This window comes from Sphingomonas hankookensis (genome assembly GCF_022664465.1).
In the GTDB taxonomy this organism is placed as follows: domain Bacteria; phylum Pseudomonadota; class Alphaproteobacteria; order Sphingomonadales; family Sphingomonadaceae; genus Sphingomonas; species Sphingomonas hankookensis.
Window position 1 is genome coordinate 148,268 of the sequence record NZ_JAKREV010000006.1, and the last position, 14,105, is coordinate 162,372.

12 protein-coding genes are annotated in these 14,105 nt (G+C 68.5%); 8 read left to right on the forward strand and 4 right to left on the reverse strand.

The features are described 5' to 3' along the window. Positions 1-90: 90 nt before the first annotated feature. The 3 genes from MF610_RS15595 to MF610_RS15605 are packed head-to-tail and all read left to right on the forward strand — an operon-like array spanning position 91 to position 6,065. Positions 91-1,302 carry an efflux RND transporter periplasmic adaptor subunit gene (locus MF610_RS15595; RefSeq protein ID WP_242199881.1) on the forward strand — a complete coding sequence of 404 codons (1,212 nt, stop codon included), beginning with the start codon at positions 91-93 and terminating at the stop codon, positions 1,300-1,302. A gap of 3 nt (positions 1,303-1,305) precedes the next feature. After that, positions 1,306-4,500, forward strand: a complete 3,195-nt coding sequence (locus tag MF610_RS15600) for an efflux RND transporter permease subunit (RefSeq protein ID WP_242199893.1) — start codon at positions 1,306-1,308, stop codon at positions 4,498-4,500. Beyond that, complete coding sequence (locus tag MF610_RS15605; RefSeq protein ID WP_242199896.1) at positions 4,497-6,065, forward strand: efflux transporter outer membrane subunit; 1,569 nt, start codon at positions 4,497-4,499, stop codon at positions 6,063-6,065. The genes MF610_RS15600 and MF610_RS15605 overlap by 4 nt, the downstream gene beginning before the upstream one ends. Before the next feature lie 57 nt (positions 6,066-6,122). Here the strand turns inward: MF610_RS15605 and MF610_RS15610 are convergent, their stop codons facing one another. Both MF610_RS15610 and MF610_RS15615 read right to left on the reverse strand, forming a co-directional pair. Continuing rightward, positions 6,123-6,569: a hypothetical protein gene (locus tag MF610_RS15610; RefSeq protein WP_242199898.1), complete on the reverse strand. Its 447-nt coding sequence runs from the start codon at positions 6,567-6,569 to the stop codon at positions 6,123-6,125. A gap of 49 nt (positions 6,570-6,618) precedes the next feature. Beyond that, positions 6,619-7,335: a hypothetical protein gene (locus MF610_RS15615; protein WP_242199900.1), complete on the reverse strand. Its 717-nt coding sequence runs from the start codon at positions 7,333-7,335 to the stop codon at positions 6,619-6,621. Between the two features lie 123 nt (positions 7,336-7,458). Here MF610_RS15615 and MF610_RS15620 point away from each other — a divergent pair, with 123 nt between their 5' ends. Both MF610_RS15620 and rarD read left to right on the forward strand, forming a co-directional pair. Then, entirely contained in the window at positions 7,459-7,680 is a 222-nt protein-coding gene (locus MF610_RS15620) for a hypothetical protein (RefSeq protein WP_242199904.1), read from the forward strand. 4 nt (positions 7,681-7,684) lie between these two features. Next, positions 7,685-8,587, forward strand: coding sequence for an EamA family transporter RarD (rarD, locus tag MF610_RS15625; protein WP_242199915.1), 903 nt, complete (start codon positions 7,685-7,687; stop codon positions 8,585-8,587). 7 nt (positions 8,588-8,594) lie between these two features. Here rarD and MF610_RS15630 read toward each other — a convergent pair whose 3' ends face one another. Next, complete coding sequence (locus MF610_RS15630) at positions 8,595-9,158, reverse strand: glycine zipper 2TM domain-containing protein (RefSeq protein WP_242199925.1); 564 nt, start codon at positions 9,156-9,158, stop codon at positions 8,595-8,597. Positions 9,159-9,249: 91 nt separating this feature from the next. Beyond that, positions 9,250-10,074 carry a class I mannose-6-phosphate isomerase gene (locus MF610_RS15635; protein WP_242199927.1) on the reverse strand — a complete coding sequence of 275 codons (825 nt, stop codon included), beginning with the start codon at positions 10,072-10,074 and terminating at the stop codon, positions 9,250-9,252. 94 nt (positions 10,075-10,168) lie between these two features. Here MF610_RS15635 and MF610_RS15640 point away from each other — a divergent pair, with 94 nt between their 5' ends. From MF610_RS15640 to MF610_RS15650, 3 genes are all read left to right on the forward strand, one after another. Continuing rightward, a complete protein-coding gene (locus MF610_RS15640; RefSeq protein WP_242199929.1) occupies positions 10,169-11,140 on the forward strand; it encodes an outer membrane protein assembly factor BamD in 972 nt (323 codons plus the stop codon). Between the two features lie 632 nt (positions 11,141-11,772). Next, a complete protein-coding gene (recN, locus tag MF610_RS15645; RefSeq protein WP_242199935.1) occupies positions 11,773-13,437 on the forward strand; it encodes a DNA repair protein RecN in 1,665 nt (554 codons plus the stop codon). Then, the gene (locus MF610_RS15650; RefSeq protein WP_242199937.1) at positions 13,434-13,745 is read left to right on the forward strand and encodes a hypothetical protein; all 312 of its coding nucleotides are present in this window, start codon (positions 13,434-13,436) and stop codon (positions 13,743-13,745) included. The genes recN and MF610_RS15650 overlap by 4 nt, the downstream gene beginning before the upstream one ends. The last annotated feature ends 360 nt before the right edge of the window (positions 13,746-14,105 follow it).

The following is a 14,105-nucleotide window of genomic DNA, read 5'->3' on the forward strand; positions in this document are numbered from 1 at the left end:
CGTATGAAAACGGTCAATGAAACTTTCGGATGGGCCGGCGGTTACGCGTCGGCGCGTCCGCGCCGCTTTTCCGTCGCAAAGGTTGCAGCCTTGATCCGATCCGCGTCGTCGCGCGTCCGCCCGTTCGTGTTCGTCTCCGCCCTGATCGCGCTTTCGGCCTGTGGCGGGGGCGGGAGTGAGAAGGCGACCAAGGGCGGCCGCGGCAATCAGGGCCCGACCCAGGTCGGCTTCGTCGTGGTCCAGCAGACCAGCGTGGCGCAGACCGCCGACCTCGCCGCGCGCGTCGTCGCGTTCCAGCAATCCGAAGTCCGTCCGCAGGTCGCGGGGCTCATCCGCCGCCGCTTCTTTACCGAAGGCGCGCTGGTCCGCGCCGGCCAGACGCTCTACGAAATCGACCCGCGCCTCTATCGCGCACAGGCCAACGAAGCGACCGCCAACCTCAACAGCGCGCGTGCCAATGCCGAAGCGACGCGGGTGCGCGCCGAACGCTTCCGCCCGCTGGCCGAGATCGAGGCGGTCAGCCGCCAGGACTATACCGACGCCGCCGCACAGGCGCGCCAGGCCGCCGCGGCGGTCGAACAGAGCCGCGCGCAGCTGGAAACGGCGCGCGTGAACCTGTCCTTCACCCGCGTCCCCGCGCCGATCACCGGGCGGATCGGGCGCAGCTATTTTACCGAAGGCGCGCTGGTCACGACCAACCAGGCCGATCCGCTGGCGGTGATCCAGCGGCTCGACCCGATCTTCGTCGATATCCAGCAATCGGCGGCCGACCTGCTGACGCTGCGCCGCGAGCTGGCCAGCGGCGGGGTGGTTCCGGCCTCCGCTGCGGTACGCCTCCGCCTCGAGGACGGCAGCGATTTCGGTCAGACCGGCAGCGTCCAGTTCGCCGAGGTGATGGTGAATGCACAGACCGGCACGGTGACGCTCCGCGCGCGCTTCCCGAATCCGCAGGGCATATTGCTGCCCGGCATGTTCGTGCGGGCGCAGTTCGCGCAGGCGATCAACCAGCGCGCGATCCTCGTGCCGCAACAGGCGGTGAAGCGCGATCCGAAGGGGCAGGCGACGGTCTTCGTCGTCGGTCCGAACGACACCGCGCTGCAAAAGGTGATCCAGGCCGACCGTACGCAGGGTGAATTCTGGGTCGTGACCGGCGGGCTGAACCCCGGCGACAAGGTGATTACGCAGGGGACTGCGAACCTGCGTCCCAAGGCGAAGATCAAGCCCGTGCCCGCCAACGTGGCGCAACGGATCCAGCCCAAGCCCGCCGGTGACCAGCCGTCGGCGCCCGCGAAAGCGGGATAAGCCATGTCACGCATCTTCATCGACCGCCCGATCTTCGCGTGGGTCATCGCGATCATCGTGATGCTCGGCGGGCTGGGCGCGATCCTGTCGCTCCCGATCGCGCAATATCCGGACGTCGCCCCGCCGCAGGTCAATATCCGCGCGACCTATCCGGGTGCGAATGCGGACACGATCCAGAACTCCGTCACGCAGATCATCGAGCAACAGCTGACCGGCATCGACGGCCTGCTCTATTTCAGCTCGCAAAGCTCGTCGCGCGGGCAGGTGACGATCAGCGCGACCTTCGACAAGGGCGTCGACCCCGACATCGCGCAGGTGCAGGTCCAGAACCAGGTGCAGCAGGCGCTCAGCCGCCTGCCGCAGCAGGTCCAGCAACAGGGCATCCGCGTCACCAAGTCGAACCCCGACTTCCTGATGATCGTCGGCATCTACGACGAAACCGACCAGCGTACCAATGGTGACGTGTCGGATTTCATGGAGGCGAACCTCGTCGAACCGCTGGCGCGGATCAACGGCGTCGGCGAAACCAACGTGTTCGGGTCGCAATATGCAATGCGCATCTGGCTCGATCCGGCCAAGCTCGCCTCCTTCTCGCTGATGCCCGGCGACGTCGTCACCGCGATCCAGAACCAGAATACCGAAGTCGCGGCGGGCGAACTGGGTGGGCAGCCGACCGGTCCCGAACAGCAATTGAACGCCACCGTCACCGCCCAGTCGCGGCTCCAGACCCCGGCGCAGTTCAAGGCGATCATCCTCAAGACGCTGCCCGACGGCTCGACCGTCCGCCTGTCCGATGTCGGACGGATCGAACTGGGGCTGGAAAGCTATGCGGCGCTCAGCCGGGTCAACGCGCATCCCGGCGCCGGCCTCGCCATCAGCCTCGCGCCGGGCGCCGACGCGCTGGAGACCGCCGAGCTGGTGAAGGCGGAGGTGGAACGCCAGTCGAAGAACTTCCCTGCCGGCCTCACCTATGCCTATGCCAACGACACGACGGCCTTCATCAAGCTGTCGATCGAGGAAGTCGTCAAGACGCTGGTCGAGGCGGTCATCCTCGTCGTCATCGTCATGTTCGTGTTCCTGCAAAGCTGGCGCGCGACGCTGATCCCGACGATCGCGGTGCCGGTCGTGCTGCTCGGCACCTTCGGCATCTTCTATCTCTTCGGCTTCTCGATCAACACGCTGACGCTGTTCGGGCTGGTGCTCGCCATCGGCCTGCTGGTCGACGACGCGATCGTCGTCGTGGAGAATGTCGAGCGCCTGCTCGACGAAAATCCCGACATGACGCCGCGCGAAGCGACGATCGAATCGATGAAGGAAATCCAGGTCGCGCTGATCGCGATCGGGATCGTGCTGTCGGCGGTGTTCCTGCCGATGGCGTTCTTCGGCGGGTCGACCGGCGTCATCTATCGCCAGTTCTCGGTGACGATCGTCGCGGCGATGGTGCTGTCGGTGCTGGTCGCGCTGATCCTGTCGCCCGCGCTCACCGCGACGCTGCTCAAGCAGAAGAAGCGCGGTGACGACGGCAGCCTTGAGGGTGGCTGGCTGGAGCGAAAATTGCCGCGCGTGGCCCATGTCGGCGAACGGCTGCGGAACGGCTTCAACCGCAATTTCGACAAGGGTGTCGACAAGTACGAACGCGGCGTCATCCACGTCATCGACCGCAAATGGCTGTACCTGCTGCTCTATGCCGCGGTGCTGGCGATCCTGGCGCTGCTGTTCTTCCGCCTGCCGACCAGCTTCCTGCCGACCGAGGATCAGGGCGCGGCATCGATCCGGTTCCAGCTGCCTGCCGGATCGACGCGTGGCCGCACCGAAGCGGTGCAGCGCGAGGTCGAGAAATATTTCCTGACCTATGAAAAGGACAATGTCCGGACCCTGCTCGTCGTCGCCGGCGGTGGCGGGGGTGGCGCGTCGGGACAGAATACGGGGCAGGGGTTCATCAACTTCACCGACTGGTCGCAGCGCCCCGGCAAGGACAACGGCGCCGACGCGATCGTCGAGCGCGCCTCCGCCGCGTTCCGGGGGTTCCGCGATGCGCAGGTCTTTGCGATCCTGCCCCCGGCGGTCCGTGGCCTCGGACAGGCCAACGGCTTCACCATGGAGCTGCAGAACGCCAGCGGGATGAGCGCGGCCGACTTTGCCGAGGCGCGCGATAAGCTGCTCACCGCCGCCAGCGCCGATCCGATGCTGACCGGCGTCCGATTGTCCGAGCTGCCGGACATCGCGACGCTCAACGTGGATATCGACCAGCAACGCTTGTCGACGTTGGGGTTGAGCCAGGGCGACGTTAACAACACGATCTCGACCGCCTGGGGCGGGCGCTACGTCAACGACTTCATCGATCGCGGCCGGGTGAAGCGCGTGTTCGTGCAGGGCGACGCGCCCTATCGCTCCGAACCGACCGACCTGTCGCAATGGTTCGTGCGGGGGAGCAACGGGCAGATGGTGCCCTTCTCCTCCTTCTCGCGCACCAACTGGACCGTCGCCCCGACCACCCTGTCGCGCTTCCAGGGCCTGCCCTCGTTCGAATTTCAGGGGCAGGCGGCGTCGGGCGTCAGCTCGGGCGAGGCGATGGACCGCATCGCCGAACTCGCCGGACAGATTCCGGGGACCAGCGTCGCCTGGGCCGGGCTGTCGTTCCAGGAACGGCTGTCGTCGGGACAGGCGCCGCTGCTCTACGGTCTGTCGATCCTCGTCGTGTTTCTGTGCCTCGCCGCGCTCTACGAAAGCTGGTCGATCCCGATCGCGGTGCTGCTGGTCATTCCGCTGGGGCTCATCGGCGCGATCGCCTTCGTGACATTGCGGGGGCTGGAGAACGACGTCTATCTCCAGATCGGCCTGCTCACCACCATGGGCCTCGCCGCCAAGAACGCGATCCTGATGATCGAATTCGCCGAACAGGCGGAGAAGAAGGGCGCGCGCGTCATCGACGCTGCGCTGGAGGCGGCGCGTATCCGCCTCCGCCCGATCCTGATGACGTCGCTCGCCTTCATCTTCGGCGTGCTGCCGCTCGCCATCTCGACCGGGGCGGGTGCCAACAGCCGCATCGCGATCGGCACGGCGGTGATCGGCGGCATGTTCACCGCGACCGTGCTGGCGATCTTCTACATCCCGCTGTTCTTCGTGCTGGTCCGCCGCGGCGTGCGCGACGGCCTCGCGAAACTCCGCCATCACGAGCCGAAGGAGGCCGAGGCATGAGGCGGTTCGCTGGTCCGCTGGCGGCGGTGTTGCTCGCCGGCTGTTCGATGACCCCGGCCTATGAACGCCCGACCGCCGTGGTGCCGCCATCATGGCCGGTCGGCGACGCCTATCTGCGGCAGAGCGAGGCGAGCCTGCCCGCGCTGACCTTCGAACAGGTGTTCACCGCGCCCGGCCTGCGCACGCTGGTCGGGCAGGCGCTGGTCAACAACCGCGACCTGCGTATCGCCGCCGCCAACATCCGCGCGGCCCGCGCGCAATATCGCATCCAGCGCGCCGACCTGTTCCCGCAGCTCGATGCCTCGGCCCGCTACAGCTATCGCGGTACCGGTGACGGCGCGACCACGACGACGATTCCGGGCACGGGCACCGGCACCGGAAACGGCGGCACCGGCACCGGCACGGGCGGGACCGGCGGCACGGTTGTCACCAGCAGCCGCTCGCCCAGCAGCTTCTCGCTCGACCTGGGCGCGACCGCGTTCGAACTCGACCTGTTCGGCCGCATCCGTTCGCTGACCGAAGCCGAACAGAACCGCTATTTCGCGACCGAGGCCGGCGCCCGCGCCACCCGCCTGACGCTGGTCGGCGACATTGCCGAGGCATGGGTCACCTATGGCGCCGACCGCAGCCTGATGGCCGTGGCCGAGGCCACCGCCGCCAGCGCGCGGCGCAGCGTGACGCTGACCCGCGCCCGGTTGCAGGGCGGCATCGCCCCGCGCACCGACCTGCGCCAGGCCGAACAGATCCTCGCCACCGCGGAAAGCGACCTCGCCGAACAGCGCACGCAGCTGGCGCAGGACATCAACGCGCTGCAACTGCTGGTCGGGGCACCGATCGATCCCGCGACGCTGCCCGCCTCGATCGACGTCGCGTTGCCGACCATCGCCAACCTGCCGGCGGGAATCGATTCGGGCATCCTGCTGCGCCGCCCCGACGTGGTCCAGGCTGAGTACGAACTGCTGGCGGCCAATGCCGATATCGGCGCGGCGCGCGCGGCACTGTTCCCGCGACTGTCTCTGACCGGGCTGGTCGGCTTCGCCAGCGACGCGCTGCGCACGCTCTTCACCGGCGGCGCGTTCAACTATTCGGTCGCGCCCTCGCTCAGCTACCCGATCTTCCGCGCCGGCGCCGGGCGGGCGGGGGTCGAATTCAGCCGCGCCCAGCGTGACGCCCTGCTCGGCACCTACGAACGCACCATCCAGTCGGCGTTCCGCGAAGTCTCCGACGCGCTCGCCCGCCAGGGGACGATCACCGAACAAACCCGCGCCGAACAGGCCAATCTGGTCGCGGCACAGGACACGTTCCGCCTGACCGAGGCGCGCTATCGCGGCGGTATCGACACCTTCCTCACCAGCCTCGACGCGCAGCGTTCCTATTATAGCGCGCAACGCCGGCTGGTCGCGACGCAGCTGGTCGCGGCGACCAACCGCGTGACGCTGTACCGGACGCTGGGCGGCGATTCGCTGCTGGAGGCGGGGTCGAACGGCCCGGTGCCGGTGACGCCCGCGACGGCAGGCACGCCAGCCACAAACGTCATCCCAGCGAAGGCTGGGATCTCCCGGTAAGGAAACGCGCGCCCCGCCGCGGGAGACCCCAGCCTGCGCTGGGGTGACGAAACTGGCTCAGGCCACCGCCAGCCAAACCCCCGCCGGGTCGTCATCATTCGCCGCCTTCCGCGCGACGCGCACCCGCCGCGCCCGGCGGCTACGCGACCGCGGCAACATCCGCGCCACCCACAGCTTCAGCGAGGTGCCCCGCACCGCGCCCGCCACAGCCAGCGCCGCCAGCATCGCATCGAGATAGGCGGCGATATCGATCGCCATCAGCACCCCGGCCAGTTCGGGCGATCCCATCGCCGACACGACCAACATGTCGCCGCCCATCCAGACGACGGCACCCGCCGCCGCCGACAGCATCGCGAACAGCAACCAATGCCCCGGCGTCAGCGCAGCGAACCGCCGCGCGACCGGCACAACCAGCAGCCCGGCCAACACCCGCGCCACCGGCAGGTCCGGCCATAGCCACAGGACGACAATACAGGCGACCAAGGTAGCGGCGACGATCAGCATATATTCCCCCTCAGCAACGACATGGGGAGCCGATCGTCGGCCGTAAAGATCAGCCGCCGTCGACGATCAGGTCGACCGACGTGCCGCGCCCCTCGGGCGACAGATATACCGCATAGGCGGCATTGCCGCGCGTGCCGCCCAGCACGTGCTGCTGCCCGTCCGCCTGATGCTCCGCCGAATAGCCGCCCTTGCGTGCCCGCGTGTAATACCAGTCGACCATGCGATCGACCGGCTGGGCGATGGTAAAGCTGACCACCCGCATCCGGCAGCCATTGGCATCGGTGCCCGCCGCTTCGGAAAGTCTGGCATCGGGGTGGAGCGCGAACGCGGCGGGCAGGCGGTTGGCCCATGCGGCGCTATAGCCGACCTTGTTCGCGCACTGGCGGTTGCCGGCCTGTTGCACTGCGGCCAGTTCGCCCAGCGTCAGCGCCTCGCGCCCGCCCTTGCACGACGGGCATGCACCGGGCTTGGGCGCGGATTGCAGCGATTCGCTCTGCCCGGCGCTGCCCGATGCGACGTTCGCTGCCGGGCCGGCGGCGCTGTACGGCCGGTCGGGCGGGCGAACCGCGCCGTTGCCCGATTGCCCGGCCAGGCTGGGGTCGACCATGATCTGGTCCTGCAACGCCGCGGTCACCGCCGGATCGCCGGCATTGCCGCGCAACAGCTCGGCATCCAGCGTATCGACATTGTTGGCAGGCGGCGTGCCCTGCTGGTTGCAGGCACCGAGCAGCGCCAGCGGCACCAGGATCGAAACGGCACGAATCATCGGCGACGCACTCCGCGGAAGTAAGCGCCGCAAGGCTAGGGCCTCGCGGTTAAGAAACCATCGTATCGTAGAATCGCGCATCCGCCATTGCCGTGGACGCGCCGCGGGGCCATGTCGTGTCCCATGTTGAACATCGTCTCGATCGTGATCGGTCTCGTCGCGCTGGTGATCGCCATCCCCGCGCTGATCCCCGTCGTCTCGCTGATGAACTGGATCGCCTTCCCGATCGCGCTGGTCGGGTTCGTGGTCGGGTTGCTGTCGTCGAAGAATACCGGCCGCAACCTGAACCTCGTGATCCTGATCATCGCCGGCCTGCGCCTCTTCCTGACCGGCGGCCTGATCTAAACCCGTGAACGAAGCGGCGGACCGGCGGGGGCTGGCGTTCGGCGTCGGCGCCTATGTGCTGTGGGGGCTGCTGCCCCTTTATTTCCGGCTGTTGGGGCCGATCGACGCGGGTGAGATCGTGGCACAGCGCGTGCTGTGGTCGGCGCTGCTGGTCGCCGGCATCGTCGTGGCCGCACGGCGGGGGAGGGCGCTGCGTGCCGCCTTCGCCGACGCCCGAGCGCTGCTGAACCTTATTGCCAGCGCCGCGTGCATCGCGATCAACTGGCTGGTCTATGTGTGGGCGGTGCTGCACGGACAGGTGCTCGCCGCCAGCCTGGCCTATTTCCTCAACCCGCTATTGAACGTCCTGCTCGGCGTCGTGCTGCTGGGCGAACGGATGAACCGGACGCAAGCGGTGGCAGTAGCGCTGGCCGGGGCGGGCGTCGCGCTGTTCGCGTTCGGATCGTCCTGGGTGGCGCTGGGCATCAGCCTCAGCCTCGCGATCAGCTTCGCGCTCTACGGCCTGATCCGCAAGACGGTGTCGGTCGGCACGCTCGAAGGGTTGATGGTCGAAACCACGCTGCTCGCTCCGATCGCGCTAGGCTATCTGCTGTGGCTGGGCGCGAAACAGCCGATGGCGTTCGAACAGGGGCCGGACATGGCCGGGCTGCTGGTGCTGGCAGGCGCAGTGACCACCGCGCCGCTGTTGCTGTTCTCCGCCGCCGCGCGCCGGTTGCGACTGGCGACGATGGGGATGCTGCAGTTCCTTGCGCCCTCGCTACAGTTCCTGCTGGCGATCGCCGTATTCGGCGAACATCTGACGCCCGCGCGGTTGGGCTGCTTCGCGCTGATCTGGGCTGGCCTGGCCGTCTACATCCTCGGCGGACGCAAGCCGGGGCGGCGCGGGGCCGCCCCGACCAGAGCGTAGCGGGGTTTTAGCGGCAGACGACCTGCCCACGATCGACCGACCGACCGAGCAGCGCACCCGCGCCACCACCGATCAGCGTACCGAGCAGCCGCGAATCGCCACCTGCGATCACGTTACCCAGGACACCGCCACCCAGGCCGCCGATGATCAGGCCGGTCGTCCCGTCGCTGCGGCGGCAGTAATAGCGCCCGTTCTGCCCGCGATAGATGCGGTCGTTGCGGGTCAGCGCACGCTGGCGATAGAACTGACCGTCGCGATAATAGCGGTCGGCGAAGTAGCGGTTCTGGCCCGGCTCGAACCGGTTGTAGTTATAGTTGCGATAGCCGCGCCAGTCGCGCTGGTCGCGACGCAGGTCACGGCGCGCGTCGTTTACGTCGCGGCGGTATTCCCGATCGGCGCGGCGCAGGTCGCGGCGGCTGTCGGCGTTGCGGACATCGCGGCGATAGTCGCGGCGTGCGTCGCGCACTTCGTCGCGATATTCCTGGCGCGGGGTCTGCGCCATCGCCGGCGCGGCGGCGATCGTCGGCAAGGTCACGGCCGCGACCAGCGCGGCAAGCATCGGGGTACGCATCGTTCTACTCCTATCCAGAGGACTGGCAGTAGAACGACGCGTGTGGTCCCAAGTTGCGTGAACGGAAAACTACTTCCCGTTCATTTTCAGGTCAGGCGTATTGACTGCCCGGATAGGCGAACAACAGGTCGGCATCTTCGCTCGACTCCAACTGGACTTCGCCTTCGAAGGTCAGGCAGTCGCCCGCCGCCCATGCCGTCCCGTCGGCGCTGCCGCTGCCGGTGACCGGCACGAACCAGCCCTTGACCCCCGCCGGCACCGTCACGCTGCGGGTGCCGCCGGTCCAGCGCTCCAGCACGAATTTCGGCCCGTCGACCAGGATCGACCGGTCCTCGGCGATCTTGCCGGGCGCTGGCGGCGCGACGAACGGCCGCGCGTCCGACACCGCGACCCCGTCTTCCAGATGCAGCTCGCGCGGGCGGCCATAATCGTACAGCCGGTAGGTCGTTTCCGAATTCTGCTGGATTTCGATCAGCGTGATGCCCGCGCCGATCGCATGGACCGTGCCCGACTTCGCATAGAAGAAATCGCCGGCCTTCACCGGCTTCCAGTCCAGCTTCGCCTCGATCGACCCGTCGAGCGCCGCATCGCGCAGCTGTTCGGCGGTCATCGGCGCCAGCGTGCCCAGCGCGATCGTCGAATCGGCCTCGGCCGCCAGCAGCGTCCAGCACTCGTCCTTGCCGCGCGGCAGCCCACGCGCCTGCGCCTGCTGGTCGTCGGGATGGACCTGCACCGACAGTTTTTCCGACGTGAACAGATATTTGACCAGCAGGTCGGGGGTGTCGTCGCCCGGCGTCTTGTACCAGATTTCGCCGACCGGATCGGCATCGGCGGGCTGATCGGCGAAACCGAAGCCGAGGGAATGGCGCCCCCACGGCTTTTCCACGCGGTGCATTTCGAGCTTGGTGACGGGCATGGATACGCTCCGGAACATCGTTGAACGGGTCCGCGTGCTCATGCGCGAAAGGGACTGTTCGCGCTACCCCTGCCGCAGTAGAAGCATCGCCCATATGCGTACCCTATCGACCCGCGCCTCTGCGCTCATCCTCGTCGCCTTGGCCGGTGTCGGCCTTTCCGCCTGTGCCCGGGGCGGTGCCGGCGCGGGCCGCGACCTGCCCTATGTCGCGCGCGACGTGGGCACGCTCTACTCCGCCGCCAAGAGCCGGCTCGACCGTCACCAGTACAAGGTGGCCGCCGCGCTGTTCGACGAGGTGGAGCGTCAGCACCCCTATTCGGTCTGGGCCCGCCGCGCGCAGCTGATGGGCGCGTTCAGCTATTATCTCGACGCCGACTATACGAAGGCGATCGCCGGCGCGCAGCGCTTCCTGTCGGTTCACCCCGGCAACCGCGACGCGCCCTATGCCTATTATCTGATCGCGCTGAGCTATTACGAACAGATCAGCGACGTGACCCGTGACCAGAAGATCACGATGCAGGCGATGGACGCGCTGGGCGAACTGTCGCGCCGCTATCCCAACACCTCCTATGCCGCCGATGCGCGGCTGAAGCTCGACCTGGTGCGCGACCACCTGGCCGGCAAGGAAATGGAGATCGGCCGCTTCTATCAGCAGCGCGGCCAGTGGCTCGCCGCCTCGATGCGCTTCCGCTCGGTCGTCGACCAGTATCAGACGACGACCCACGCCCCCGAAGCGCTGATGCGCCTGACCGAAACCTATCTGGCGCTGGGCGTGCCGGGTGAGGCGAAGAAGTCGGCCGCGGTGCTCGGCGCCAACTATCCCGGCACCGACTGGTACAAGCGCGCCTACGACCTGATCAACGACAAGACCCCGCCGCCGCCCAAGCCGATCCCGGTCACCTATGCCAAGCCCAAGCCGCTGACCGGCGAAGTGAAGCTCGAAGACACCGACGAACCGCCCGCGCAGCCGACCACCACCCCGCCGCCGGTCACCCCGTCGCCGGTCGGCCCGACCACCGGCGCCACCGGCGGCAGTCCCGGCGCACCGGGCGGCGTTCCGAACTGACGGGTGGGGGGGCCTTGCGTCCTACGTCACCCCGGACTTGATCCGGGGTCCCGCTTCTTCTTTAGCGGTCGAGCGAAAGCGGAGCGTCGGATCAAGTCCGGCGTGACGATCGCTCGGGTTTGACCAGGACGACCCACGTCCATCGTCACTCCCGCGAATGCGGGAGTCCATACACGCGGACCTGGCAACTCCAGCCGAACCGTCGGCGGCTATGGATTCCCGCCTGTGCGGGAATGACGAAAGCGGCCGCGACGGCAGCGATTACCTCTGCCGCTCTCCACCCTCAACGCCCCAAACGTCATCCCAGCGAAGGCTGGGATCTCCCGGTGACAGCACGCAGCAGGAGCCGCTGGAGACCCCAGCCTACGCTGGGGTGACGCTTCCAATTGCCCAAAACTGGGCCGGCCTTCACCCGGGGTACGGACCAAGGACGTTCGCAGCGCTCCCCCAACATTTGCCGTCCCCCCGCGAAGGCGGGGGTCCAGGGCGGCACACGCAACCATCGTTTCGCTTGGCTCTGGACCCCCGCCTGCGCGGAGGTACGACAGAATTGGTCCCCTAGACCCCCAAAACCCGCCCAACCCGTACGAAGCCATTTGTTCTCCGGCTGTTCCGCGGGTATGGAGGGCGCGATGCTGACGGCGCTTTCCATTCGTGACGTGGTGCTGATCGAGGCGCTCGACCTCGATTTCGCGGCCGGGCTTGGCGTGCTGACCGGGGAAACCGGCGCGGGCAAGTCGATCCTGCTCGACGCGCTGGGCCTGGCGCTCGGCGCACGCGGCGACACCGCGCTCGTCCGCCACGGTGCGAAACAGGCGGCGGTCACCGCGATCTTCGCCGCGCCGATCCCCGACGGCCCCGTCGCGCAGCTGTTCGACGATAACGGCCTCGACCTCGAACCCGGCGAACCGCTGATCATCCGCCGCCTCGTCAAGGCCGATGGCGGCAGCCGCGGCTTCGTCAACGACCAGCCGGCCTCGGCCGGACTGCTCCGCGACCTCGCCCCGCATCTGGTCGAAATCCATGGACAGCACGACGATCGCGGCCTGCTCAACCCGCGCGGCCACCGCGCGTTGCTCGACGGTTTCGGCCGCATCGACACCGCGCCGCTGCGCAGCACCTATCGCGACTGGCGCGATGCCGAGGCGGCACGGGGCGCGGCACTGGCCGAGATCGAGGTCGCGCAGCGCGACCGCGATTGGCTCGAACACGCCGTCGGCGAACTGACCGCGCTGGCCCCCGAACCGGGCGAAGAGGAAATCCTCGACGAGCGCCGCCGATCGATGCAGCGCGCCGAAAAGGTCGCCGACGACCTGACCCAGGTCGACGAACGTCTCGACGGCCCGAACGGCGCGCTGTCGGCGCTGCGACAGGCGGGCCGCGCGCTCGAACGCATCGCCGAGGCGCATCCCGCACTTACCGAATCGCTCGCTGCGGTCGACCGCGCGTTGATCGAGGCGGAAGCGGCCGAGGTCGCGCTACGCGAAGCGACCGACGCGCTGGCGTTCGACGCCGGCGCGCTGGAGGACGACGAACAGCGGCTGTTCGCGCTGCGCGCCATGGCGCGCAAGCACCGCGTCCAGCCCGACGACCTCGCCACCCTCGCCGACGACCTCGCCGCGCGCTTGGCCCTGCTCGAATCGGGTGAGGCCGGGATCGGCGCGCTGGAGGCGAAGGTCACCGCCGCCCGCGCCGCCTATGCGAAAGAGGCCGACCGCGTCCACGCCGCGCGCCTCGACGCCGCCGCCCGGCTCGACGCGGCGGTCGCGGGCGAACTGGCGCCGCTGAAGCTCGACGCCGCACGTTTCCGCACCGTCGTCGCCGAGCTGGACGACGGACAATGGTCCTCGGCGGGCCGCGACCGGGTGGAATTCGAAATCTCCACCAACCCCGGCGCGCCGTTCGCACCGCTGGCCAAGATCGCCTCGGGCGGCGAACTCTCGCGCTTCATCCTCGCGCTGAAGGTCGCGCTGGCCGAAGAGGGCGGGGCGGCGACGATGATCTTCGACGAAATCGACCGCGGCGTCGGCGGCGCGGTCGCCTCGGCGATCGGCGACCGCCTCCACCGCCTGTCGCGCGCCACCCAGCTGCTGGTCGTCACCCATAGCCCGCAGGTCGCGGCGCGCGGCGACCGCCACCTGCTGATCGCCAAAGCCCATGACGGCACCGTCACCCGCACCGGCGTGCGGCCCCTGTCGAGCGACGAACGCCGCGAAGAAATCGCGCGGATGCTCTCGGGCGCCGAGATCACCGACGAAGCCCGCGCCCAGGCCCGCCGCCTGATCGAACCGGCATGACCCCGCCCACCACGCCCGACGGCCGCTATATCGTGGTCGACGGCGTGCTGTGGCGTGCGACCCGTCCCGACCTGTCGGACAAGGACCGCGACCGGCTGGTCCACGACCTGATGGACGCGAGACGCGCGGTGGGGGCGGGCAAGCGTGCCGGGGACGATGCCGCGGTGGCGAAGGCGCGGCGATCGGTCGATGCCGCAAAGGTCGGGCTGGGCGAACGCGGCCCGGTGTGGTGGGACGACGGCGCCCCGGACTTCAACCGGCGCAAGGTCGAGAATACACCCTATGCCGCGTGGTGGGCCGGGCGGTAGGCGACTCCCCTTGGCCGCCCTACCGATCGCCCTTACCCGTCGCCGCCTCCGGCGTCTTTTCCCTCTCCCGAGGGGAGAGGGAGGGAGCGGCGGAGCCGCGGAAGGGTGAGGGTGCGATACAGGTAAAGCGCGAAACCCCTGTCCTACAGCCCAGCCGCCTGTCAAAGTCACCGACGCTCTTTGACAACCGCACCCCCGCCGTGACCCGGCCCGAACGCCGCACGAAAACGTGGCGAGTGTGAACTTAGTGAACTTTGACCACATGGTGGACAAATCGGGGCGCGCCACGGGCAAAGCCCGTGCCGTCGGACGGCGCTTCAGGCGCCGCCGGCCGGGCGCGGCTTGCGCGCTTGGTCCGGC

Bases quoted from the DNA above. Each gene is read 5' to 3' on its own strand.
- MF610_RS15600 (WP_242199893.1), top strand. From the start codon at position 1,306: ATGTCACGCATCTTCATCGACCGCCCGATCTTCGCGTGGGTCATCGCG.
- MF610_RS15605 (WP_242199896.1), top strand. From the start codon at position 4,497: ATGAGGCGGTTCGCTGGTCCGCTGGCGGCGGTGTTGCTCGCCGGCTGT.
- MF610_RS15610 (WP_242199898.1), bottom strand. From the start codon at position 6,569: ATGCTGATCGTCGCCGCTACCTTGGTCGCCTGTATTGTCGTCCTGTGG.
- MF610_RS15615 (WP_242199900.1), bottom strand. From the start codon at position 7,335: ATGATTCGTGCCGTTTCGATCCTGGTGCCGCTGGCGCTGCTCGGTGCC.
- MF610_RS15620 (WP_242199904.1), top strand. From the start codon at position 7,459: ATGTTGAACATCGTCTCGATCGTGATCGGTCTCGTCGCGCTGGTGATC.
- MF610_RS15630 (WP_242199925.1), bottom strand. From the start codon at position 9,158: ATGCGTACCCCGATGCTTGCCGCGCTGGTCGCGGCCGTGACCTTGCCG.
- MF610_RS15635 (WP_242199927.1), bottom strand. From the start codon at position 10,074: ATGCCCGTCACCAAGCTCGAAATGCACCGCGTGGAAAAGCCGTGGGGG.
- MF610_RS15640 (WP_242199929.1), top strand. From the start codon at position 10,169: ATGCGTACCCTATCGACCCGCGCCTCTGCGCTCATCCTCGTCGCCTTG.
- recN (WP_242199935.1), top strand. From the start codon at position 11,773: ATGCTGACGGCGCTTTCCATTCGTGACGTGGTGCTGATCGAGGCGCTC.
- MF610_RS15650 (WP_242199937.1), top strand. From the start codon at position 13,434: ATGACCCCGCCCACCACGCCCGACGGCCGCTATATCGTGGTCGACGGC.